This is a genomic window from uncultured Halomonas sp. (genome assembly GCF_947501415.1).
Classification (GTDB): Bacteria; Pseudomonadota; Gammaproteobacteria; order Pseudomonadales; family Halomonadaceae; genus Halomonas.
The window spans coordinates 127,066-149,419 of sequence record NZ_CANMVL010000001.1; the positions used below are offsets into that span (position 1 = coordinate 127,066).

Annotated in this window: 18 protein-coding genes; 16 read left to right on the plus strand and 2 right to left on the minus strand. The window is 65.9% G+C overall.

From position 1 onward, the window contains the following. The first annotated feature begins 29 nt into the window (after positions 1-29). The 12 genes from Q0894_RS00585 to lpxC all read left to right on the plus strand — a co-directional run bounded on the left by Q0894_RS00585 (position 30) and on the right by lpxC (position 14,569). Positions 30-1,535: a UDP-N-acetylmuramoyl-L-alanyl-D-glutamate--2,6-diaminopimelate ligase gene (locus Q0894_RS00585; protein WP_299230537.1), complete on the plus strand. Its 1,506-nt coding sequence runs from the start codon at positions 30-32 to the stop codon at positions 1,533-1,535. Beyond that, on the plus strand, positions 1,532-2,899 hold the full coding sequence (gene murF / locus Q0894_RS00590) for a UDP-N-acetylmuramoyl-tripeptide--D-alanyl-D-alanine ligase (protein ID WP_299230539.1): 1,368 nt from the start codon (positions 1,532-1,534) through the stop codon (positions 2,897-2,899). The genes Q0894_RS00585 and murF overlap by 4 nt, the downstream gene beginning before the upstream one ends. Positions 2,900-2,908: 9 nt before the next feature. Beyond that, positions 2,909-3,991, plus strand: a complete 1,083-nt coding sequence (gene mraY / locus Q0894_RS00595; RefSeq protein ID WP_299230541.1) for a phospho-N-acetylmuramoyl-pentapeptide-transferase — start codon at positions 2,909-2,911, stop codon at positions 3,989-3,991. After that, complete coding sequence (murD, locus tag Q0894_RS00600; RefSeq protein ID WP_299230543.1) at positions 3,991-5,403, plus strand: UDP-N-acetylmuramoyl-L-alanine--D-glutamate ligase; 1,413 nt, start codon at positions 3,991-3,993, stop codon at positions 5,401-5,403. The genes mraY and murD overlap by 1 nt, the downstream gene beginning before the upstream one ends. Beyond that, complete coding sequence (gene ftsW / locus Q0894_RS00605) at positions 5,400-6,620, plus strand: putative lipid II flippase FtsW (protein ID WP_299230545.1); 1,221 nt, start codon at positions 5,400-5,402, stop codon at positions 6,618-6,620. Before murD ends, ftsW begins: the two co-directional genes overlap by 4 nt. After that, positions 6,617-7,705 carry an undecaprenyldiphospho-muramoylpentapeptide beta-N-acetylglucosaminyltransferase gene (gene murG, locus Q0894_RS00610; protein WP_299230547.1) on the plus strand — a complete coding sequence of 363 codons (1,089 nt, stop codon included), beginning with the start codon at positions 6,617-6,619 and terminating at the stop codon, positions 7,703-7,705. The genes ftsW and murG overlap by 4 nt, the downstream gene beginning before the upstream one ends. A gap of 13 nt (positions 7,706-7,718) precedes the next feature. Beyond that, a complete protein-coding gene (murC, locus tag Q0894_RS00615; protein ID WP_299230611.1) occupies positions 7,719-9,200 on the plus strand; it encodes a UDP-N-acetylmuramate--L-alanine ligase in 1,482 nt (493 codons plus the stop codon). After that, positions 9,197-10,126, plus strand: coding sequence for a D-alanine--D-alanine ligase (locus Q0894_RS00620; RefSeq protein ID WP_299230549.1), 930 nt, complete (start codon positions 9,197-9,199; stop codon positions 10,124-10,126). Before murC ends, Q0894_RS00620 begins: the two co-directional genes overlap by 4 nt. Continuing rightward, positions 10,123-10,848 carry a cell division protein FtsQ/DivIB gene (locus tag Q0894_RS00625; RefSeq protein WP_299230551.1) on the plus strand — a complete coding sequence of 242 codons (726 nt, stop codon included), beginning with the start codon at positions 10,123-10,125 and terminating at the stop codon, positions 10,846-10,848. Before Q0894_RS00620 ends, Q0894_RS00625 begins: the two co-directional genes overlap by 4 nt. 195 nt (positions 10,849-11,043) lie before the next feature. Beyond that, the gene (gene ftsA / locus Q0894_RS00630) at positions 11,044-12,333 is read left to right on the plus strand and encodes a cell division protein FtsA (RefSeq protein WP_195689399.1); all 1,290 of its coding nucleotides are present in this window, start codon (positions 11,044-11,046) and stop codon (positions 12,331-12,333) included. A 35-nt stretch (positions 12,334-12,368) separates the two neighbouring features. After that, entirely contained in the window at positions 12,369-13,544 is a 1,176-nt protein-coding gene (gene ftsZ, locus Q0894_RS00635; RefSeq protein ID WP_299230554.1) for a cell division protein FtsZ, read from the plus strand. Positions 13,545-13,657: 113 nt separating this feature from the next. After that, on the plus strand, positions 13,658-14,569 hold the full coding sequence (gene lpxC, locus Q0894_RS00640; protein ID WP_299230556.1) for a UDP-3-O-acyl-N-acetylglucosamine deacetylase: 912 nt from the start codon (positions 13,658-13,660) through the stop codon (positions 14,567-14,569). 112 nt (positions 14,570-14,681) lie between these two features. On the opposite strand, the gene Q0894_RS00645 is transcribed toward lpxC, so the two are convergent. Beyond that, a complete protein-coding gene (locus Q0894_RS00645) occupies positions 14,682-15,143 on the minus strand; it encodes a DUF721 domain-containing protein (RefSeq protein ID WP_299230559.1) in 462 nt (153 codons plus the stop codon). A gap of 98 nt (positions 15,144-15,241) precedes the next feature. On the opposite strand from Q0894_RS00645, the gene Q0894_RS00650 reads away from it, so the two are divergent. From Q0894_RS00650 to Q0894_RS00665, 4 genes are all read left to right on the plus strand, one after another. Beyond that, positions 15,242-15,604 (plus strand): hypothetical protein, encoded by a 363-nt coding sequence (locus Q0894_RS00650; protein ID WP_299230561.1) that lies wholly within the window; start codon positions 15,242-15,244, stop codon positions 15,602-15,604. 65 nt (positions 15,605-15,669) lie between these two features. Beyond that, on the plus strand, positions 15,670-18,402 hold the full coding sequence (gene secA, locus Q0894_RS00655; RefSeq protein WP_299230563.1) for a preprotein translocase subunit SecA: 2,733 nt from the start codon (positions 15,670-15,672) through the stop codon (positions 18,400-18,402). Positions 18,403-18,438: 36 nt separating this feature from the next. After that, complete coding sequence (gene argJ / locus Q0894_RS00660) at positions 18,439-19,656, plus strand: bifunctional glutamate N-acetyltransferase/amino-acid acetyltransferase ArgJ (protein ID WP_299230565.1); 1,218 nt, start codon at positions 18,439-18,441, stop codon at positions 19,654-19,656. Positions 19,657-19,744: 88 nt separating this feature from the next. Further along, positions 19,745-20,692 (plus strand): Nudix family hydrolase, encoded by a 948-nt coding sequence (locus Q0894_RS00665; protein ID WP_299230613.1) that lies wholly within the window; start codon positions 19,745-19,747, stop codon positions 20,690-20,692. Between the two features lie 82 nt (positions 20,693-20,774). Here Q0894_RS00665 and Q0894_RS00670 read toward each other — a convergent pair whose 3' ends face one another. After that, positions 20,775-22,295, minus strand: a complete 1,521-nt coding sequence (locus Q0894_RS00670) for an NCS2 family permease (RefSeq protein WP_299230567.1) — start codon at positions 22,293-22,295, stop codon at positions 20,775-20,777. Positions 22,296-22,354: the final 59 nt, after the last annotated feature.

The window sequence follows — 22,354 nt, forward strand, 5'->3', positions numbered from 1 at the left end:
GCCAACCCCTGTCTGAAGCGAGTCCTGCCATGATGATCGCCATGTCCCACCTCGACGCTACCCTGGCGCGGCTCTGGCCCGGTTGCGGGTTGAACGGTGCGCCAGAAGGGAATACCCGACTACAGACTGACAGCCGGCGGGTGGCGGCGGGCGATGTGTTCGTCGCGGTACCCGGTGTGCATGTGGATGGGCGCGACTATATCGACAGGGCGCTCGCCGACGGCGCGGTACGGGTGCTCTGCCACACCGGAGACGGTCGTGACTGCCCGGATGATGCCCGGGTGGTGGCGCTTGCCGGGCTGCGCGAGCGGCTGGGAGAGCTCGGCCGCCTGCTCTACGGCGTGCCCGACGACCTGGAGCTGATCGGTGTCACCGGCACCAATGGCAAGAGTTCGGTGACCCATTACCTGGCCGAGCTGAGCCAGGCGCTTGGTGTCGATGCCGCGGTGATCGGCACCCTGGGCCATGGGCGTCCCGGCGAACTGTCGGATACCGGGTTGACGACGCCGGGACCGCTGGCACTCCAGGCCTCGCTCGCCGAGCTCGCCCGCCAGGGCGCGGCGCGGGTGGCGATGGAGGTCTCTTCCCATGCCCTGGAGCAGGGGCGTCTGGCGGGCTGTCGATTGAAAACCGCCGTGTTCACCAATCTGAGCCGCGATCATCTCGACTACCACGGCAGCATGACCGCCTATGCGGCCGCCAAGGCGCGGCTCTTTCGACGCCCGGAGATCGAGCTTGCCGTGGTCAATGGCGACGATCCTCTGGCGCGCCTGATGCTGGCCGGGGTGGCCGATGGCGTACGGGTGCTGGCGACAGGGCGCGATGAGGCGGTAACCCTGCGTGTGCTGGAGTGCACTCCCCACGCCACCGGCCAGCGAGCCCTGATCGCCACCCCCAAGGGTGAGCGAGAGCTGGTGCTGCCGCTGGTGGGGCGCTTCAACCTCGATAACGTGCTGTTGGCCATGGCCACGTTGCTGGGCCGTGGGCACGACCTCGAGGCGCTGATCGAGGCGGCGGCCAACCTGGTGCCGGTACCCGGACGCATGGAGGTGCTGGCGCACCCCGGGGCGCCCACCGTGGTGATCGACTATGCGCACACCCCGGACGCCCTGGACAACGCCCTGGAGGCACTGCGTGACCATCTGCCCGGGCGAGGCGAGCTTTGGTGCCTGTTCGGTTGCGGCGGAGATCGTGATGCCGGCAAGCGAGCGACCATGGCCGCCGCCGCCGAGCGCCATGCCGACCGCCTGGTGGTGACCGATGACAACCCACGCGGCGAAGAGCCCGGAGCCATTCGAGACCAGGTGCTGGCAGGACTGAGCGAGGAGGCCAGGCGCAAGACCTGGGATATTTCCGGGCGCGGCGCTGCCATCCGGCAAACGCTCCGTGAGGCGGGACCCGAGGATGTCGTGCTGGTCGCCGGCAAGGGGCACGAGACCTATCAGGAAATCGCCGGTGTTCGCCACCCGTTCGACGATCGGGAGGTGGCCGAGCAGGCGCTTCAGGCTCGCTGCACGGGAGGGACCGCCTCATGACCCGCTGCGGGCTGACGAGCCTTGCCGAGGTGGCCGATGCGCTGGGTCTCGAGTGCGCGGAGGATGATCTGCCGATCGAGGCGATCGTCACCGATACGCGCCGGGTGTCGCCGGGTGCGCTCTTCGTGGCCCTGCGCGGCGAACGCTTCGATGCGCATGACTTCGTGGTCGAGGCCCGCGAGGCGGGGGCCGTTGCCGCCGTGGTCGAAAGGGCGGTGGAGGATCCATTGCCGCAACTTGTCGTGGCCGATACCCGTCTCGCCCTGGGGCTGCTGGGCCGGGCCAGGCGTCGGGCCTGGGGTGGCCCCGTGGCAGCGGTAACGGGCAATAGCGGCAAGACCACCGTCAAGGAGCTGCTGGCCGCCATTCTCGGCCGGCAGGGGGCGACGCATGCTACCCGAGGTAACCTCAACAACGATTTCGGTGTCCCTCTGACCCTGCTCGAGCTGACCCCGCACCACCAGCAGGCGGTGGTCGAGCTGGGGGCCAACCATCTGGGCGAGATCGCCTGGACGGTGGGCCTTGCCGAGCCGCGCGTGGCCTTGATCACCAATGTCACCGGTGCCCATGTCGGCGAGTTCGGCGGCATGGGGCAGATCGCCCAGGCCAAGGCCGAGATCCTGGCGGGGCTGGGTCCCGAGGGCATCGCGGTACTCAATCGCGACGATGCCTACTTCGCTACCTGGCGTCGGCTTGCGGCCCCGCGGGAGGTGCTGGATTTCGGGCTGAGTGAGGGGGCCAGGGTCACGGCCCGCTCGCTGGTCGCCGACGCTCTCGGACGTTATGCTTTCACGCTTGTCGTCGATGGTTGTCGGCTTGGCGATGTCAGGCTGCGACTGATGGGGCGGCACGGCGTCGCCAATGCCCTGGCCGCGACGGCGACGGCCCTCGCCATGGGCGCCTCCACGAACGATGTGCTGGCGGGGCTCTCGGCGGCCGAGGCGATGCCGGGCCGCCAGGATGTGGTGGCCGGTATACGCGAGGCCCTAATCATCGATGATAGCTATAACGCCAACCCCGGCGCGGTGAAGGCCGCGCTCGAGCTCCTGGCTGCCTTGCCGGGACCTCGCTGGTGCCTGCTGGGTGCCATGGGAGAGTTGGGAGAGGCGTCCGCGGCGCTGCATGCCGAGGTCGGACGCCACGCACGGGAACTGGGGATCGATTTCCTGGGTACCCTGGGCGAGGCGGCACGCCACGCCTGTCATGCCTTCGGTGAAGGCGGGTGCCATTTCGACGATCGCGAGGCGCTGGTGCGCCACGCGCTGGATCATCTTCCCCCCGGCGCCAGCGTGCTGGTCAAGGGGTCGCGCAGTGCCGCCATGGAACAGGTGGTGGCGGCACTGCGCCAGGACACAACACGGTGAACGTGATACATGCTTCTCTATCTGGCTGAGTTTCTGGCGCAGTACTTCAGCGCCTTCAATGTCTTCGAGTACCTCACACTGAGGATGATCCTGGCCACCATCACGGCACTGGTACTCTGCCTGTGGCTGGGGCCGGTAATGATCCGCCGCCTGGTCGAAGGACAGATCGGTCAGGCGGTGCGTGACGATGGACCTCAGTCCCATCTCTCCAAGGCCGGCACCCCGACCATGGGGGGCGCCATGATCCTGATGGCCATTGCCGTGAGCACCCTGCTGTGGGGTGATCTGGCCAACCATTATGTATGGATCGTGTTGGCCGTGACGCTGGGCTTCGGCGCGATCGGCTGGGTCGACGACTACCGCAAGGTGGTGGAGAAGAACCCGCGTGGCCTGCCGGCACGCTGGAAGTATCTCTGGCAGTCGGTGATCGGCCTGGCGGCGGCGGTGCTGCTCTATGCCACCGCCGCCTCGCCGGTGGAAACCAGCCTCATCGTGCCGCTGTTCAAGGAGTTCGTGCTGCCGCTGGGCCTCTTTTATGTGGTGCTCGCCTACCTGGTGATCGTGGGCAGCTCCAATGCGGTCAATCTCACCGATGGCCTCGATGGCCTGGCGATCATGCCGACGGTGCTGGTGGCCATGGGGTTGGGAATCTTCGCCTATGCCAGCGGCAATGCGGTGTTTGCCGAGTATCTGCAGATTCCGGGGATACCCGGCGCGGGGGAGCTCGCCGTGTTCTGCGCCACCATTGCGGGAGCCGGCCTGGGCTTTCTGTGGTTCAACACCTACCCGGCACAGGTGTTCATGGGCGATGTGGGGGCACTGGCCCTGGGGGCGGCTCTCGGCGTGGTCGCGGTGATCGTCCGCCAGGAGATCGTGCTGTTTATCATGGGCGGCATCTTCGTGATGGAGACCGTGTCGGTGATCCTGCAGGTGGCCTCCTACAAGCTTACCGGCCGCCGCATCTTCCGCATGGCACCGCTCCACCACCACTATGAGCTCAAGGGCTGGCCCGAACCCCGCGTCATCGTGCGTTTCTGGATCATCACCGTGGTGCTGGTGCTGATCGGACTGGCCACCCTCAAGGTGCGTTGATGGAGCGCGCAGCGATCACCTCTCGGGCAGCCGGGGGCCGTGTGCCGCCAGGCACCACCCTGGTGGTGGGGCTGGGGCTCTCCGGGCGTGCGATCTGCCGCCATCTGGCGCGTCGCGGTGTCACCTTCATGGTGGCCGATACCCGCGAAGCGCCGCCCGGGCTGGATGACTTCCGGGCCGCACATCCTGGCGTCGCCGTGCATCTTGGTCCTCTCCAGGATCTCGACCTGATGGAGGCCGAGGAGGTGGTGCTGAGTCCGGGAGTCGATCCCCACACTCCCGGGCTCGAATCACTGGCCGGGCGAGTCAATCCGGCCAGCGGCGAGTCGCGCCTGGTGGGCGAGATCGCCCTGTTCGTGCGTGAGGCGGCGGCACCCATCGCCGCCATCACCGGCTCCAATGCCAAGTCCACCGTGACGACCCTGGTGGGTGAGATGGCGCAAGAGTCCGGTGTGAAGGCGGCGGTGGGGGGCAATCTGGGGAGGCCGGCCCTCGACCTGCTGGATGAGGTGGGCGATGCCGAGCTGTATGTGCTCGAGCTCTCCAGCTTCCAGCTCGAGACAACTCCGCGGCTGGGCGCCGAGTGCGCACTCTTCCTGAATCTCTCCGAGGACCACCTGGATCGTCACGGTGACATGCCCGGCTACCGGGCGGCCAAGCTGGCCATCTTTCGTGGTGCACACCACGCCGTGGTCAATGCCGATGACCCCCTGACCTGGCCCGAGGGCGAGCTTCCCGTCATCGACCGCTTTACCGTCGCGCCGCCTCTGGATAACGAGTGGGGGGTGGCCAGCCACGCCGGGGCCGACTGGCTGATGCACGGCGAAAGAACGCTGATGCCTGTGGCGGCCATGCGCCTGGCGGGGCGCCACCACCAGGCCAATGCCCTGGCGGCGCTGGCCATGGGGCACCGGCTGGGCTTTCCGCTGCCTGCGATGCGCAGGGTGCTCGAGCGCTTCTCGGGTCTGCCCCATCGCAGCGAGCTGGTGGCCGAAGTGGGGGGCGTACGCTGGATCAATGACTCCAAGGGGACCAACGTGGGGGCAACGCTCGCCGCGATCGCCGGTCTCGGCCCCACCCTCGAGGGGCGCCTGATCCTGCTGGCCGGTGGCGTGGGCAAGGGCGCCGACTTTACTCCCCTGGCCGAGCCCCTGGCCCGCTTCGGCCGCGAGGCGATCCTGTTCGGTACCGATGCGGGGCGCCTCGAGGCGGCCCTCGCCGGGGCGCTGCCGGTGACCCGGAGCGCCGACCTGTCGGCCGCCCTGGCGCGAGCGGCGGCGATTGCCGAGCCGGGAGATGCCGTGCTGCTCTCGCCGGCCTGTGCCAGCCTCGATCAGTTTGCCAATTACCAGGCGCGTGGCGATGCCTTTCGTGACTGGGTTCACCATCATCAGGCACAGGAGGGGGCATGAGCCGTCTGGCACGACTCCGAGAGAGCCTCTCGACCCGCGACCACCCCTTCGATGGCTGGCTGCTGGTGGCCGCGATTGCCCTGCTGCTGACCGGCTGGGTGATGGTGACGTCCGCCTCCACAGGGGTGGCGGCGAGCCTGACCGGCAATCCCTGGTACTTCAGTGCGCGTCACGGCTTCTTCGTCGCGGTGGCGGTGCTGGTAGCGACCGGTGTATTGCGCATCCCGTTGGGGTGGTGGCGGGCCAACGGACCGCTGCTTCTGCTGTTGGGGGTAGTGCTGCTGGCGCTGGTCCTGCTGGTGGGGCGTGAGGTCAACGGCAGCAAGCGGTGGCTGTCGGTGCCCGGTATCCCCTTCAATATACAGGCCTCCGAGATAGCCAAGCTGTGCCTGATCGTCTATCTGGCGGGCTATCTCGAGCGCTTCCTGCCGCAGGTTCGTCGCCACTGGGGGGCCTTTCTGCGTCCACTGGTGGTGCTTGGCCTGTATGGCGTCCTGCTGATCATGGAGCCCGACTACGGTGCGGTGGTGGTGATGACCGGCTGCGTGATGGGCATGCTGCTGATGGCCGGCGCGCCCTGGGGGCGGTTCCTGTTCCTGGCGCTGCTGGTGGCGGCGGGCGGGGCACTGCTGGCCATCGCCGAGCCCTATCGCCTGGCCCGCCTGACCAGCTTCGTCGACCCCTGGGCCGACCAGTTCGCCAGTGGCTACCAGCTGACCCAGGCGCTTATCGCCTTCGGGCGTGGCGGATGGTTGGGCGTGGGGCTTGGCAACAGCGTCCAGAAGCTCTTCTATCTTCCTGAGGCTCATACCGACTTCGTGTTCGCGGTGCTCGCCGAGGAGCTGGGCTTGCTGGGCGCCGTGTGCGTGATCGGTCTGTTCGCCCTGCTGGTGTGGCGTGCCATGGCGGTGGGGCGCCGCGCGGAGCTTGCCGGACGGGCATTTTCCGCCTACCTCAGCTACGGCATCGCCCTGGTGATCGGTGCCCAGGCCTTTATCAATATTGCGGTAAGCAGTGGCATGCTGCCCACCAAGGGGCTGACCCTGCCACTGCTCAGCTACGGCGGCTCCAGCCTGCTGGTCTGCACCTGCATGGTGGCGATGCTGCTGCGCGTCGATATCGAGACCCGACGTGAACAGCGCCGCCGCTCCCCGGCGGTCCCCCGAACGGCAGCGAAGGGATCGCCATCACTGGTCAGACAAGGAGTCCAGCAATGAGTCACACCTCCCCGCGTCGAGTGCTGGTCATGGCCGGTGGTACCGGTGGCCATGTGATCCCCGCTCTCTCCCTGGCCCGTGGCCTGCAGGCGAGTGGTGTGGAGGTGGCATGGCTCGGCAGCCCAAGGGGCATCGAGAATCGTCTCGTGCCCGAGACGGGCATTCCCCTCCACCGAATCGCCGTGGCCGGCCTGCGCGGCAATGGGGCGGCCGGCTGGCTGCTGGCGCCATTCAACCTGACCCGGTCGGTATGGCAGGCGTGGCGGGTGATCCGTACCTTCGACCCCCAGCTGGTCGTGGGGCTGGGAGGGTTCGCCAGTGGGCCCGGAGGGCTCGCCGCCTGGCTGTCACGGCGGCCGCTGGTGATCCATGAGCAGAATGCCGTGGCCGGGCTGACCAATCGTGCCCTGGCGCGATTGGCAAGGCGGGTCTACGCCGCCTTTCCCCAGGCCTTTCAGGGCCGCGGGGAGGTGATCGGCAATCCGGTGCGTGATGAGATCGCGCACCTCGGCGAGGCGCCGCGTAGCGCCGCCGCGATGGCCGGTCGGTCGCTACGGCTGCTGGTGGTGGGCGGCTCCCTGGGGGCCCAGGCATTGAATGAGGCAGTGCCGGCGGCACTGGCGCGTCTGCCCGAGAATCGGCGTCCCGCCGTGTGGCACCAGGCCGGTAGAGACAAGGATGCCACCACCCGAGACACCTACGCGCAACAGAACGTTTCGGCCGAGGTGACCGCCTTTATCGATGACATGGCCTGTGCCTATGCCTGGGCCGACCTGGTTGTATGCCGAGCCGGCGCGCTGACCGTTGCGGAGCTTGCCGCCGCGGCCAAGCCGGCCCTGTTCGTGCCCTTTCCGCATGCCGTGGATGATCATCAGACCGCCAATGCCAGGGCACTGGTGGAGGAGGGGGCCGCCGAGCTGCTGCCCCAGACCAGACTTTCCGCAGCAACGCTGGCCGAGCGCCTGACGGTGCTGCTTGACCCCGACACCCTGGCCACCATGGCGTCGCGGGCTCGCGCCTGCGCCCATCTCGACGCTGTCGAGCGCCTGGTGGCCGGCTGCATGGAGACAGGTTTTGAGCGATAGCAGATCACATTCGATGGCCGGTCAGGCCGAGCCCGATCGCCATGGCCGCGGGCTGGGCATGCGCCGCATCCGGAATATCCACTTCGTGGGCATCGGGGGGGCCGGTATGTGCGGCATCGCCGAGGTGCTCGCCAACCAGGGCTACGTCGTCAGTGGCAGCGACCTGCGCGAGTCACCGGTGGTTGCCAGGTTGCGTGGTTGCGGGGTTCGTGTGGCCATCGGTCATGCCACCGAGCATGTTGCCGGTGCCGATGTGGTGGTGGTCTCCACCGCCGTGGACGAGACCAATCCCGAGATACGCTGGGCGCAGGAGAATCGAGTACCGGTGGTCAGGCGTGCCGAGATGCTTGCCGAGTTGATGCGCTTCCGCCATGGCATCGCGGTGGCAGGCACCCACGGCAAGACCACGACGACCAGCCTGACCGCCACGCTGCTCGGCGAGGGGGGGCTCGATCCCACCTTCGTGATCGGAGGGCGGTTGACCAGTGCCGGAACCAACGCGCGACTGGGGGAGGGCGACTACCTGGTGGCCGAGGCCGATGAATCCGATGCCTCCTTCCTGCACCTTCAGCCGCTGGTATCCATCGTTACCAATATCGATGCCGATCACATGAGTACCTACGGCGGCGATTTCGAGCGGCTCAAGGGTACCTTCATCGAGTTCCTGCACAACCTTCCCTTCTACGGGCTGGCCATTCTGTGCATCGATGACGAACATGTGCGGAGCCTGTTGGATCGTGTCAATCGCCAGTTCGTCACCTATGGCTTCAGCGAGGATGCCGACTACGGCATCGAAGGGTTCGTGCAGGCGCAGGGGGAGGTGCGTTTCACCGCTCGACGCCCCGGCGGGCTGGCGCCCCTCGAGGTGAAACTGGCCATGCCTGGCCGTCACAACGCCCTGAATGCCCTGGCTGCCATCGCCGTGGCCAGTGATGCCGGGGTGGATGACGCCGCCATTCTGCGAGGCCTTGCCAGTTTCCAGGGAGTGGGGCGCCGCTTCCAGGTCCATGGCCAATTTCCGATACTCAGGAAAACGGGCGAGCCGACCCCCGGGAAAGAGGGCGAGGTGATGCTGGTGGACGACTATGGCCACCATCCGCGTGAGGTGGGGATGGTGATACAGGCGGTGCGTGCCGGCTGGCCCGAGCGCCGCCTGGTGATGCTCTATCAGCCCCATCGCTACACTCGCACCCGTGATCTCTACGAGGATTTCGTGCGAGTGCTGGGCGATGTCGACACCCTGTTGCTGCTCGACGTCTACAGCGCCGGCGAAGCGGTGATTCCCGGTGCCGACGGACGCACCCTGGCCGGCTCGATTCGTCAGCGTGGTATCGTCGATCCGATCTTCGTGCAGGACAAGGCGGAGCTGCCCGAACTGCTGGGTCGCGTGCTGAGGCCGGGCGATATCCTGATTACTCAGGGCGCAGGTGATATCGGCGGAATCGCCCAGGCGCTGGCCGAGTCGGCCCTGACACTCGACGAGGTGATGCTATGACGCTGGTGTCGGAACTGGGGCGTGTGGCGGTGCTGTTCGGCGGTAGCTCCGCCGAGCGTGAGGTGTCCCTGAAGAGTGGGCAGGCGGTGCTTTCGGCGCTGGTTCGAGCCGGTGTCGATGCCGTCGGCTATGATCCTGCTGACGGTGGTCTGGTGGGGCTCGAGGCACTGGCCCCGGATCGCGTGTTTATCGCCCTGCATGGGCGTGGTGGCGAGGATGGCACGCTGCAGGGGGCACTCGAGCTGATGGGAATTCCCTACACCGGCAGTGGTGTGCTGGGGTCGGCTCTGGGCATGGACAAACAGCGCACCAAACTGGTGTGGCAGGCGCTGGGACTGCCGACGCCGGATGCCGAGATGCTGGACCCGGATGCCGACTGGCAGGCCGTGGTCAGGCGCCTGGGATTGCCGTTGATCGTCAAGCCGGTGCATGAGGGGTCGACGCTGGGCATCAGTGTGGTGGAGAGCGCCGAGGCACTGGCCACTGCCTATCAGGAGGCGGCGCAGTTTGACGCGCGGGTAATGGCCGAGCGCTTCGTGCAGGGAGAGGAGTACACGGTGTCACTGCTCGGCGACGATGTGCTGCCGGCGATCCGCGTGGAGGCGGCCGGGGGCTTCTACGACTACGAGGCCAAGTACCTTTCCGACGAGACTCGCTACCACCTGCCCTGTGGGTTGCAGGGCGACGAGGAGGCCGCGCTGGGTGAGTTGTGCCGTCGCGCCTTCGTCGCGGTAGGGGGCGAGGGCTGGGGTCGCGTCGACGTGATGCGCGATGGCCATGGGAGGTTCTGGCTGATCGAGGTCAACACCTCTCCGGGCATGACCGACCACAGCCTGGTTCCCCAGGCGGCGGCCCATATCGGCATCGACTTCGAGACGCTGGTATTGCGTATCCTTGCCGCGACCCTGGAGAGTCGAGCGGCATGAGTCAGCGCGGCGGCTGGCTGGGTGTGCTGCTGTTGCTGGTGCTGTTCGGCGCCGGTGGCAGGGCCTTGTGGCTATGGCTCGACAGGCCCCTCGAGCGGGTGTCGATCGGCGGTGATCTGGAGCATGTCAGTGCCGACTATCTGCGAGACAGGCTGTCGCCGCTGCTGCGCGGCCATACCTGGCTGTCGGTGAATGTCTCCGAGCTGCGCGAGCAGGCCCTGGCGGTCGACTGGATCGCCGAGGCGCGAGTCAGCCGGGAGTGGCCCAACGCCCTGACCCTCGAGCTGGTGGAGCAGGTGCCGGTGGCGCGCTGGAATGACGACTCCCTGCTCAACTCCCGGGGAGAGCCCTTCGCCATCGGTTCGGTCTCCCCCCCCGGCGGCCTGCCCGATCTCGCCGGCCCGGAGGGCAGCGGTGCCGAGGTGCTTGCCTACCATGAGCGCCTCGCCACGCGCTTCGCCGAGATGGGGCTCGAGTTGACTCAGCTTCGTCTTGAGCCGCGAGGCGCCTGGCGCTTCCAGCTCAATGATGGTGTCTGGGTGATGCTGGGTCGCGGCGATCGGGAGGGGAGGCTGGCGCGCCTTACCGCTGCATGGCGTCGACAACTCGAACGGCAGGCGTCGCATATTCGTTACATCGATCTGCGATACCCGAACGGGGTCGCGGTGGCATGGCATGGTGAGGTCGACCCCCTCGGTCAGGATGGCACGGATGAGGGGTGATCCCTTTTTCCGGTGAAACACCCATGGCAAAGGGCATGCGCCTGTTTCATTTACGGCAAAAGCGCCGTATCGTGGGAGGTCTACTTGGTCCCGGGGTGGAGGAAGGTGTTAGCTTTTTCCTATAATTGTCCCCCAGGTTGATTTTCGTGTTTCAGGCCCATCGAGTGGGCCAGGTTCGAGGAGACTCCCCGACTCATGGCAGGTCCATCCAACGCGTCCAATATGGTAGTCGGGCTGGATATCGGAACGTCCAAGGTGGTGGCGATCGTGGGTCAGCCCACCGATGACGGCGGCATCGAGATCGCCGGTATCGGCTCGCATCCCTCTCGCGGCATGAAGAAGGGAGTGGTGATAAACATCGAATCCACGGTGCAATCCATCCAGCGTGCCGTGGAAGAGGCGGAACTGATGGCCGGCTGCGACATTCACTCCGTCTATGTGGGGGTCGCCGGTAGCCACATCAGCTCCATGAACTCCGACGGTGTGGTCGCGATCAAGGAGCGCGAGGTCACTCCCTCCGATATCGATCGGGTGATCGACTCGGCCCGTGCGCGAGCCATTTCCGAGGGGCAGCGAGTGCTGCACGTGCTGCCTCAGGAGTTCGCCATCGATGCCCAGGGTGGCATCCGCGAGCCGCTGGGCATGTCCGGTGTGCGTCTCGAGGCCCGCGTCCACCTGGTCACCGCCGCTCTCAACGCCGTGCAGAATATCGAGAAGTGCGTGCGCCGCTGCGGCCTGGAGGTCGATGCCATCATTCTCGAGCAACTTGCTTCCAGCATGGCGGTGCTCACCGAGGATGAGCGTGAGCTTGGCGTGTGCATGGTCGACATCGGCGGTGGTACCACCGATATCGCCGTGTTCACCGAGGGTGCGATACGCTACACCGCAGTGATACCGATTGCCGGGGATCAGGTCACCAACGATATCGCCATGGCGCTGCGCACACCGACCCAGCACGCCGAAGAGATCAAGGTCAAGTACGCTTGTGCACTGACCCAGCTGGCCGCCAGCGACGAGATGATCAAGGTGCCCAGCGTCGGTGATCGTCCGGCGCGGGACCTCTCCCGCCAGGCCCTGGCCGAGGTGGTCGAGCCACGTTACGAGGAGCTGTTCACCCTGATCCGTGATGAGCTGCGTCGCAGCGGCTACGAGGACCTGGTGGCAGCCGGCGTGGTCCTGACCGGGGGCACCGCACGCATGGAAGGCGTGGTGGAACTGGCCGAGGAGATCTTCCATATGCCGGTGCGCATCGCCTGCCCCCAGAATGTGCGAGGGCTGGCCGACGTGGTGCGCAACCCGATTTATTCGACCGGAGTCGGTTTGTTACATTACGCTCTACAAGAGACACGGCAAGGGCACGGTCGTGAGGCACAGGGCAGCATGATGTCCGCACAGCCCCGGCGCGAGGAGACCGCTCGTCGCGGTGACAGGCAGGGTCCCTCGGCGCTGGCGAGGCTAAAGGGCTGGTTGAAAGGAAATTTCTGACAGGATCGCCGGCGGCGGTTCAGGAGACGGGGCAAATGTTCGAACTGGTAGATAGCGCACCCTCAAGCAGCGCGGTCATCAAGGTGATCGGCGTTGGCGGCGGCGGTGGCAATGCCGTCAATCATATGGTCGAGAGCAGCATCGAGGGCGTCGAGTTCATCTGCGCCAATACCGATGCCCAGGCCCTCAAGCGGGTGGCAGCCAAGACCGTGCTGCAGCTCGGCAACGAGATTACCAAGGGGTTGGGAGCGGGAGCCAACCCGGAGGTCGGGCGTCAGGCGGCGATGGAGGATCGTGAACGCATCGCCGAGCTTCTCGAGGGCGCCGACATGGTCTTCATCACCGCCGGAATGGGCGGCGGTACGGGCACCGGTGGAGCGCCAGTGGTTGCTCAGGTCGCCAAGGAGCTGGGTATCCTCACCGTGGCGGTGGTGACACGGCCCTTCCCCTTCGAGGGACCCAAGCGCATGCGCGCCGCCGAGGAAGGGATGCGCGAGCTCTCCGAGCATGTCGACTCCCTGATCACCATCCCCAACGAGAAGCTGCTGTCGGTGCTGGGCAAGAGTGCCAGCCTGCTGACCGCCTTCAGCGCCGCCAACGACGTGCTGCTGGGCGCGGTACAGGGGATCGCCGAGCTGATCACCAGCCCGGGGATCATCAACGTCGACTTTGCCGATGTGCGCACCGTAATGTCCGAGATGGGCATGGCGATGATGGGTACCGGCGGCGCCACCGGCGAGAACCGTGCCCGCGAGGCGGCCGAGAAGGCCATTCGCAGCCCGCTGCTTGAGGATATCGACCTGCATGGTGCTCGCGGTATCCTGGTCAATATCACGGCGGGCCCCGACCTCTCCATCGGCGAGTTCAACGACGTGGGGGCCACCGTTCAGGAGTTCGCCTCACAGGATGCCACCATCGTGGTCGGCACCTCCATCGATATGGAGATGACCGATGAACTGCGTGTCACCGTGGTGGCCGCCGGCCTCGATGGTCAGCCGCAGAAGGCGGCGAGCCGTGAGGGTGCCAAGCGTGCCGAGACGGGCAGCGACTATCGCCGCAGTCAGCCGGGCATCGCTTCCCGTCAGGCCACCGCGGCCGCCCCGCGAGCCGAGTCAGAGGAGGCCCCCAAGCCGCGAGCCGAGAAGCGCCGCTCCCAGGAGCTGGATGATTATCTCGATATACCGGCGTTTCTGCGTCGCCAGGCCGATTGAGGCAGACTATCGGACCCATGGTATCGCACCGAACGAGCTTTCTTTGTTGAAACGCTCGTTTGGTGCTATAGTGAACGGTGTTTGATAATCCGATAACCGCCTGGCAACTGCCCATGATCAGACAACGCACCCTGAAGAACGTCATCCGCGCCACCGGCGTCGGCCTGCACTCCGGCAAGAAGGTCTACATGACCCTGCGGCCGGCGCCCGTGGATACCGGTATCGTCTTCGTGCGCACCGACCTGGACCCCGAGGTGCAGATTCCGGCACGCGCGGCGCTGGTGACCGATACCACCCTGTGCACCGCCCTGACCCATGACGGGGCCAAGGTCGCCACCGTCGAACACTTGATGTCGGCGTTCGCCGGTCTCGGCATCGACAACGCCTATGTGGACCTCAGCGCCGCGGAAGTGCCGATCATGGATGGTAGTGCCGGCCCCTTCGTGTTCCTGATCCAGTCTGCCGGTATCAGCGAGCAGAATGCCGCCAAGAAGTTCATCCGCATCAAGCGAGAGCTGACGGTGAGTGATGGCGACAAGCAGGCGACCTTCCGTCCTCACAAGGGCTTCAAGGTTGGCTTCTCCATCGACTTCGATCACCCGGTGTTCGAGAGCCAGACCCAGACCGCGATGGTGGACTTCTCCACCACCTCCTTCGTCAAGGAGGTATCCCGGGCGCGGACCTTCGGCTTCATGCGTGACCTGGAGTACCTGCGCTCCAACAACCTCGCGCTGGGCGGCAGCCTGGATAACGCCATCGTCGTCGACGACTACCGGATCGTCAACGAAGGCGGTTTGCGTTACGACGATGAGTTCGTCAAGCACAAGGTGCTCGATGCCATCGGTGACCTCTATCAGCTGGGCTATAGCCTGATCGGCGAATTCCATGGTGTGAAGTCCGGACACGCGTTGAACAACCAGCTATGCCGCGCCTTGCTGGATCAGCCCGATAGTTATGAAATCGTCACCTTCGAGGAAGAAAGCGAGGTCGCCCCGATCTCCTTCGCGGCGCCCGCTATGGCCTGATCTTCCGGCATTCGCCGGGAGCGGCTATCGGTAAGCATCAGGAGAAAGGCCCGCCAGGTATCTGGCGGGCCTTTCTCGCTTGCCGGGCGCTGATTTCGGGAGTCGGCCTGGCTTACGGCTCACGTTCGGCATGGGAGGCCAGTCGCTCGAGGGCGCATCGCAGTCTCGGGTCGTCGGTGTCGGCGGCGCAGCTGGAGATCTCGTCGGCGGCGCGGGCTGGCAGGTGGCGCACCTGGCGAAGTGGTCTCCGGGGCGGACGTACCGGCCTGACCTTCAGAGTGAATCCGCTCACTGCCTCGAAGCCCGGCAGCTGGTGCAGCAGCTCCAGGAGTCGCGGCTGCTCATAGCGAAGTCGCGTCAACCAGGCGGCCCCGTCGGCAATCAAGGTAAGTCGGCCGTCTCGAAAGCCCCCGACATGCAGGTGTTCAGCCAGCTCCTCGGGGAGATGGGCGCGCAGGTGCGACTGGGCGAGATCGATCATTCTCGCCATTCGCATCAATGAGCCGAGCTCGCCGCGTCCGCCCAGTAGCTGGGACATGGGCTGGGCGCGAAAGCGCTTAACCTTTATACTCATGGGCTTGACTCTCTCGTCCCGCATCAGGCGGGCCAGACGATACATGCAATGGGCCGGTAGCGCCCGTCAGACTAGCACGCCGGGAGCTTCTCGACAGCATGGCCGTGACCCTCAGCCACTCGCCTGCCGTATTCGCCAGGCCCGCTCCAGCGCGGCGTCACGCCCGCTGGTGGTTGGCGGGCCTGCTGGTGGGATGCCTGTTGCCCGCGGGCCTTGCCCAGGGGGATCTGGCCCGTCAGGCCGAGCGACTGGTGCAGGTGTGCATTCTCGCGCCCGCCATGATTCGTGCCAGCTCGCGGCTCAAGGCTCGTCGACGCAGGCGAGGGTGGTGGCCCCTGGTGCGACAATCCACCCTTTTGCCGGCTGGCTCCCCGGCGGCCACTCCCGTGACAGTGACCCAGGCGACCGCTGACCACGATGTCCTGACCCGCCGCGGCCCTCCCTCTGCGTGGACATGCTGAATTCTTGAATATGGCCGACCGCACCGGCGGTTGGCGCCATGCCATACGCAGATGACGGACTCTCAATGATCAATTCCCTGTTACGCAAGGTCGTCGGCTCCAAGAACGACCGCGAAGTCAAGCGCATGAGCCGCCAGGTCGAGCGCGTCAATGTTCTCGAGAGCGAGCTCGGTGGGCTCGATGATGCAGCCTTGAAGGCGCGCACCGAAGCCTTCCGCGAGCGCCTCGCCGAAGGCGAGTCACTGGATGCCCTGCTGCCCGAGGCCTTCGCCACGGTGCGAGAGGCGGGCAAGCGCGTCATGGGCATGCGCCACTTCGATGTTCAGATGATCGGCGGCATGACGCTTCACAATGGGCGCATCGCGGAGATGAAGACCGGGGAGGGCAAGACCCTGGTGGCGACCCTGGCGGTCTATCTCAATGCCCTGCCCGACAAGGGGGTGCATGTCGTCACCGTCAACGATTACCTGGCGCGACGTGATGCCCAGTGGATGCGTCCTCTCTATGAGTATCTCGGACTCAGCGTCGGTGTCATCTATGCCGGCCAGACCCCCGAAGAGAAGCGTGCCGCCTACGCCTGCGACATCACCTACGGCACCAACAACGAGTTCGGCTTCGACTATCTGCGGGACAACATGGCGTTCTCCCTGGAGGAGAAGGTCCAGCGCGGCCTGCACTACGCCATCGTCGATGAGGTGGACTCGATCCTGATCGATGAGGCGCGCACCCCGCTGATCATCTCGGGAGCGGTGGACGAAAACACCGAACTCTACCGGGTGATCGATCGGCTGGCGGTGCACCTGGTTCAGGGGGAAGTGTCGGAAGACACCGATGCCCCGGTCGACGGCGACTTTATCCTGGACGAGAAGCACAAGCAGGTCGAGATCACCGAGAATGGCCACCACAAGGTCGAGGGGCTGATGCGCGAGCAGGGGCTGCTGGGCGATGAGGACTCCCTCTATGCCGCTCAGAACCTCAATCTGCTGCAGCATATGCACTCGGCCCTGCGCGCCCGTCATCTCTACCATCGCGACGTCGATTATATCGTCAGCGAGGGCCAGGTGGTGATCGTCGACGAGCATACCGGGCGTACCATGCCCGGCCGGCGCTGGTCCGAGGGGTTGCACCAGGCAGTGGAGGCCAAGGAGGGGGTCACCGTCCAGCGCGAGAGCCAGACCCTCGCCTCCACGACCTTCCAGAACTACTTCCGCCTCTACGAGAAGCTGGCGGGCATGACGGGCACCGCCGATACCGAGGCCTTCGAGTTCCGTCAGATCTACGGCCTCGACGTGGTGGTGATTCCCACCAACAAGCCATTGGTCCGCCGCGATCTCAACGATCTGGTCTATCTCACCGCCGAGGAGAAGTTCGAGGCGATCATCGAGGACGTCAAGACCGAGACCGGGGCGGGCAGGCCGGTGCTGGTGGGTACCGCCTCCATCGAGACCTCGGAGTACCTGGCCAACCTGATGAAGCGGGCAGGCCTCGCCTTCAATGTCCTCAACGCCAAGCAGCACCAGAGCGAAGCCGAGATCATCGCCCAGGCCGGACGCCCCGGAGCCATCACCATCGCCACCAACATGGCCGGTCGTGGCACCGATATCGTTCTCGGTGGCAACTGGGAGGCGGAGGCGGCCAAGCTCGAGAACCCCACTGCCGCGCAGGTCGAGCAGCTCAAGTCCGAGTGGCAGCAGCGCCATGAAGCCGTGTTGGCGGCCGGTGGGTTGCACGTGATTGGCTCCGAGCGCCACGAGTCGCGCCGCATCGATAACCAGCTACGCGGGCGCGCCGGCCGACAGGGCGACCCGGGCTCGACCCGCTTCTTCCTGTCACTGGAAGACAGCCTGATGCGCCTGTTTGGCTCTGACCGGGTACAGCGCATGATGAAGGCCCTCGGCCTGGAGCACGGTGAGGCGATCGAGCACAAGATGGTCTCAAATGCGGTGGAGCGCGCCCAGAAGAAGGTCGAGAGTCGCAACTTCGATATCCGCAAGCAGCTGCTCGAGTATGACGACGTGGCCAACGATCAGCGCAGCGTGATCTACGAGCAACGCAACGAAGTGCTCGCCGCCGAACAAGTCTCTGCCGCAGTAGCGGGTATTCGCGAGGAGGTCATGGATCTCGCGATCAGCGACTATGTGCCGCCCCAGAGTCTGCCCGAACAGTGGGACCTGGCCGGCCTCCAGGAGTACCTCAAGTCGGAGTTCAACCTGGATGTCCCCGTGGTGCAGTGGTCCGAGGAGGATGAGCGCTTCCATGAGGAACAGCTGCGCGAGCGCCTGCAGGCCCTGCACCGTGAGGCCTACGAAGAGAAGGTGGAGCAGGCCGGTAGCGAGCTGATGCGCCGCTTCGAGAAGCAGGTGATGCTGCAGGTGCTGGATACCCGCTGGAAGGAGCACCTGCAGTCCATGGACCACCTGCGCCGGGGGATCCACCTGCGCGGCTATGCGCAGAAGAACCCCAAGCAGGAGTACAAGCGTGAGGCCTTCGAGCTGTTCCAGAACCTTCTGGCCAATATCAAGGCGGACGTGACACGGATCCTGAGTCATGTGCAGGTGCGGCGGCCCGAGGAGGTCGAGGAGCTGGAGCGTCAGCGCCGCGAGGCACTGGAGCGCGAGAAGGCGACCGCGGCGAGCCGTCATGACTCGCCCGACGCCGCCACGGGTGAGCAGGAGGCGGCGGCGCCGGCATCCGAGGGGCGTCCGGTGCGCCGGGAAGGTCCCAAGGTGGGGCGCAACGATCCATGCCCCTGTGGATCCGGCAAGAAGTACAAGCAGTGCTGTGGCAAGCTGAGCTGATAGCTGCCTCCGACCAACGCAACAGGAGAGAAGACGATGGCAGTGGGTGATGCGAGCTTTCCCGCGATGCCGGCAATTTCCGGCCTTCGGCTGGGAACCGCCATGGCGGGGATCAAGAAGAGCGGTCGTCGGGATCTGGTGGTGATCGAGGCCCCCGAGGGTGCCCGGGTGGCGGGTGCCTTCACCCGTAATGCCTTCTGTGCGGCTCCGGTGACGGTGGCCCGGGAGCACCTGGCTAGCGGTGAGGTGCCTCGCTATCTGCTGGTCAATACCGGTAACGCCAATGCCGGCACCGGCGAGCCGGGCCTGCGTGACGCCCGTGACTGCTGCGCCGAACTGGCCCGGCTGACCGGGGTGAGTGCCCGGTGCGTGCTGCCCTTCTCTACCGGTGTGATCGGTGAGCCACTCCCCATGGAGAGGCTGCTTGCCGGCCTGCCGGGCGCGATCGGCAGCCTCGGCGACGACGCCGAGTGCTGGTTCCGGGCCGGCGAGGGCATCCTGACGACCGACACTCGTCCCAAGGGAGCCAGTGTCACCCTCGATATCTCGGGTGACAAGGTGGTCATCAACGGAATTGCCAAGGGTTCGGGGATGATCCAGCCCAACATGGCGACCATGCTGGCCTTCGTGGCCACCGATGCTAGCCTCGATCAGTCGCTGCTCGACAGCCTGCTGCGCGAGGCCGTGGACCACTCCTTCAACTGCATCACCGTCGATGGGGATACCTCCACCAACGACGCCTGCGTGCTGATCAGCACCCAGCAAGGCCCGGTGATTGAAGGGGAGAGCGCGCTCGCCACCTTCCGCGCCGGCCTGCAACAAGTGATGATCGAGCTGGCTCAGGCGATCGTGCGTGACGGTGAGGGTGCCACCAAGTTCGTCACCCTCCGGGTCGACGGCGCCACCAGCCGAAAGGAGGCCCTCGATGTGGCCTTTACCGTGGCCAATTCGCCCCTGGTCAAGACCGCGTTACATGCCTCCGATGCCAACTGGGGGCGCATCCTCGCGGCGGTAGGACGCGCCCCGGTCGCCGACTTCGATGTCTCGCGGGTAAGCATCGATCTGGGTGGCGTGCGGCTGGTGGAGGGCGGTGGGCGTGCCCCGAGCTATACCGAGGAGGCCGGTAGCGCGGTAATGGCGCGCGAGGAGATCCCGATCCGCATCGCCCTCGATCGCGGCGATGAGAGTGCCACGGTATGGAGCACCGATCTCTCCCACGACTATGTCAGCATCAACGCCGACTACCGCAGCTAGGCTGGAACACGGTCAGTGCCGTGAGATCCGGTCAGACACAGACCCCGCGCCGCCGTGCGCGGATACGTTGGAAGAGCGAATGAACGCAATGGTAAAGAGACGGGTGCATGTGGCGGCGGCGGCCATCATCAGCGCCGATGGCAGCGAGGTGCTCATAGCGCGCCGTCCCAGTAATGTCGATCATGGTGGCCTCTGGGAGTTTCCCGGCGGCAAGCTGGCGCCCTATGAAACGGGCCTGGGTGGGCTCAAGCGCGAGCTTCACGAGGAGCTGGGCATCGAGATCCGGCGAGCTCAACCCTTGATCCGCATCCACCATGAGTATCCCGACAAGCATATCCTGCTGGATGTCTGGCAGGTCCATGACTTCTCCGGTGAACCCTTCGGCCGCGAGGGCCAGGCGGTGCGCTGGGTACCCATGGAGGAGCTGGTCAATTACCCCTTCCCGGCGGCCAATCTGCCGATCCTGCGCGCGGTAATGCTGCCCACCGAGTACCTAATCACCGGCGTGGAAGAGGATGAGGCGCTGTTCGACGAGCGTCTCGAACGCGCCCTGGTGGAGGATGGGGTACGCCTGGTGCAGCTGCGCGCCAAGCAGCTGGACAGGGCTGCCTACCTGGCTCGCGCGGAATCGGCGCTGGCACGCTGCCGGCAGTATGGTGCTCGTCTGATGCTCAACGGCGACCCCGAGCTGCTCGAGGCAGTGGATGCCGACGGTATCCACCTGACCAGTGAACGCCTGATGCAGCTGGAGCGCCGCCCCATCGCCGAGGGCAAATGGCTCTCTGCCTCCACCCATGATCGCGAACAGCTCGTTCAGGCTGGCAGGCTCGGTTGTGACTTCGTGACCCTCTCGCCGCTACGTACCACGCCGTCACACCCCGATGTGCCGCCAGTGGGGTGGCATGATTTTCAGGAGCTGGTGGAGCGTGCCACCATGCCCGTCTTCGCGCTGGGGGGCATGACACGTCATGATGCCAATCATGCGCGCGCCGTCGGGGCTCAGGGGGTCGCGTCGATTCGCGACTTCTGGAAGTGATATCGCCTCCAGAGCCTTTGCCATCATGAACGACTCGCCCCGCCAGATGGCGGGGCGAGTCGTCTGGGGGCGTCGATAACGCTCAGCGACCCGGGGCCGCGGGGTGGTTCGCCGCCTGGCGTTGCTCCTGCCAGGCGAAGTAGAGGAACAGGACGCCCATCACCACGTAGCCGAGGGTGTAGTCTCCCGCTGCATTGATGGCGAGCTTCGGCGCGTGCATCAGCCCCACGAAGGAGAAACCCGCGGCCACGGCGGCGAAGGCGGCGGCGCGGCGGAACTGGTGGTCGATCACCGACACGGTCATGGCACCGAGGAGGATTGCCGTGAACATGGCGCCTTGGCCCAGGGGAACCACCCCACTGGAGATGCCGGACACGGTTTCCTCGGCGGCGCGGTTGAAGCGAGTCATCACGTAGTTGGCAAAGTAGGGCAGCATGGCCAGCGCCACCGCCGGATAGTAGCGAGTGTCATTGGACTGGAAGGCGGTGGCGATCATCGACATGCCGACGAATACCAGGATGGGGGCGACCACCGATACCGGAATGATGGCGGCGAGGGCAGCGATTAGGCCGAACATGGTGGCCAGGGCGTAGACGGCACCGTTGAGAAGGCTGTAGCCGCGGCCGGCGCCCATCCACTTGGCGCCCACCGTGGCGATATAGACGGTGGTGGGAAAGACGCCGCCGAACAGGGCGCCGAGCATGGTGCCCACGCCGTCCACCGCCTGGCATTCGCGCACATCATACTTGTCGCCGGCGGCCTCCATGGCCTCGACGTTATTCATGGTCTCGATGGCGTTGTACAGGGTGATGGGCAGCACCACGGTGAGCACCGCCAGCATGCCGGTGAACAGTAGCCCCAGCCCCTCCAGCCAGGCCAGGTTGGGCAGTAGCGGATAGAAGCCGAGATGGGTGAAGGCATCGCTGAAGCGCTCGCCACCCGCATCGCCGATCAGGTAGGCCATGGCGGTCCCCACCACGATGGCGAACAGCGAGGTGGGCAGTCGCAGAGGCATCGCCACCCTGGCCACCAGGCCTACGATGATGATCGCCAGCACCAGCAGGCCGATCACCGGCATCTCCAGGGTCTTGAACAGCATCTCGCCGGCGATGAAGGTCAGCGCCACCCCCGCCACGGCGCCCAGCATGGCGGCTCGGGGTAGATGGTGCTGGACCCAGCGGCCGATCAGGCTGATGATCGCCTCGATCGCCCCGCTGATGAAGCAGGCGGCCACCGCCACCTTCCAGGCCAGTTCGGCATCGCCGGTGAGCTGCTTGGCGGGCAGCAGCACGCCGAACAGGAAGACGAACATCACCGGGGTGGAGATACCGTAGGAGAGCGCGGTGACATCGGCACGGTTCTCCTTGCGCGCCAGGCGGGCAGCGCTCCAGGCGTAGTAGAAGTTGCCGACCATCACCGCCACGGCGGCACCGGGCAGGACCTGGCCGAAGACGATCGACGCCGGGAAGTCCATGCCGAGCATGGTGATGGCGATGATCACGAAGTTGGCGATATTGTTCTGGAACAGGGCGAAGAAGGCGTCGGTGTCCTCCTTCTTGTACCAGGGGTAATGGACCGAGTGATGCACGGGGGGAGCCGCCATGGGGAAGCCTCTGGGTTATCGGATTATTGGAACAGGGCCGAAGAGCAGTCTCGTCTGTA

Bases quoted from the DNA above. Each gene is read 5' to 3' on its own strand.
- argJ (WP_299230565.1), top strand. From the start codon at position 18,439: ATGGCAGTGGGTGATGCGAGCTTTCCCGCGATGCCGGCAATTTCCGGC.
- Q0894_RS00645 (WP_299230559.1), bottom strand. From the start codon at position 15,143: ATGAGTATAAAGGTTAAGCGCTTTCGCGCCCAGCCCATGTCCCAGCTA.
- secA (WP_299230563.1), top strand. From the start codon at position 15,670: ATGATCAATTCCCTGTTACGCAAGGTCGTCGGCTCCAAGAACGACCGC.
- murC (WP_299230611.1), top strand. From the start codon at position 7,719: ATGGCCGGTCAGGCCGAGCCCGATCGCCATGGCCGCGGGCTGGGCATG.
- Q0894_RS00625 (WP_299230551.1), top strand. From the start codon at position 10,123: ATGAGTCAGCGCGGCGGCTGGCTGGGTGTGCTGCTGTTGCTGGTGCTG.
- ftsZ (WP_299230554.1), top strand. From the start codon at position 12,369: ATGTTCGAACTGGTAGATAGCGCACCCTCAAGCAGCGCGGTCATCAAG.
- lpxC (WP_299230556.1), top strand. From the start codon at position 13,658: ATGATCAGACAACGCACCCTGAAGAACGTCATCCGCGCCACCGGCGTC.
- ftsW (WP_299230545.1), top strand. From the start codon at position 5,400: ATGAGCCGTCTGGCACGACTCCGAGAGAGCCTCTCGACCCGCGACCAC.
- Q0894_RS00670 (WP_299230567.1), bottom strand. From the start codon at position 22,295: ATGGCGGCTCCCCCCGTGCATCACTCGGTCCATTACCCCTGGTACAAG.
- murD (WP_299230543.1), top strand. From the start codon at position 3,991: ATGGAGCGCGCAGCGATCACCTCTCGGGCAGCCGGGGGCCGTGTGCCG.
- Q0894_RS00620 (WP_299230549.1), top strand. From the start codon at position 9,197: ATGACGCTGGTGTCGGAACTGGGGCGTGTGGCGGTGCTGTTCGGCGGT.
- murG (WP_299230547.1), top strand. From the start codon at position 6,617: ATGAGTCACACCTCCCCGCGTCGAGTGCTGGTCATGGCCGGTGGTACC.
- ftsA (WP_195689399.1), top strand. From the start codon at position 11,044: ATGGCAGGTCCATCCAACGCGTCCAATATGGTAGTCGGGCTGGATATC.
- Q0894_RS00665 (WP_299230613.1), top strand. From the start codon at position 19,745: ATGGTAAAGAGACGGGTGCATGTGGCGGCGGCGGCCATCATCAGCGCC.
- murF (WP_299230539.1), top strand. From the start codon at position 1,532: ATGACCCGCTGCGGGCTGACGAGCCTTGCCGAGGTGGCCGATGCGCTG.
- Q0894_RS00650 (WP_299230561.1), top strand. From the start codon at position 15,242: ATGGCCGTGACCCTCAGCCACTCGCCTGCCGTATTCGCCAGGCCCGCT.
- mraY (WP_299230541.1), top strand. From the start codon at position 2,909: ATGCTTCTCTATCTGGCTGAGTTTCTGGCGCAGTACTTCAGCGCCTTC.
- Q0894_RS00585 (WP_299230537.1), top strand. From the start codon at position 30: ATGATGATCGCCATGTCCCACCTCGACGCTACCCTGGCGCGGCTCTGG.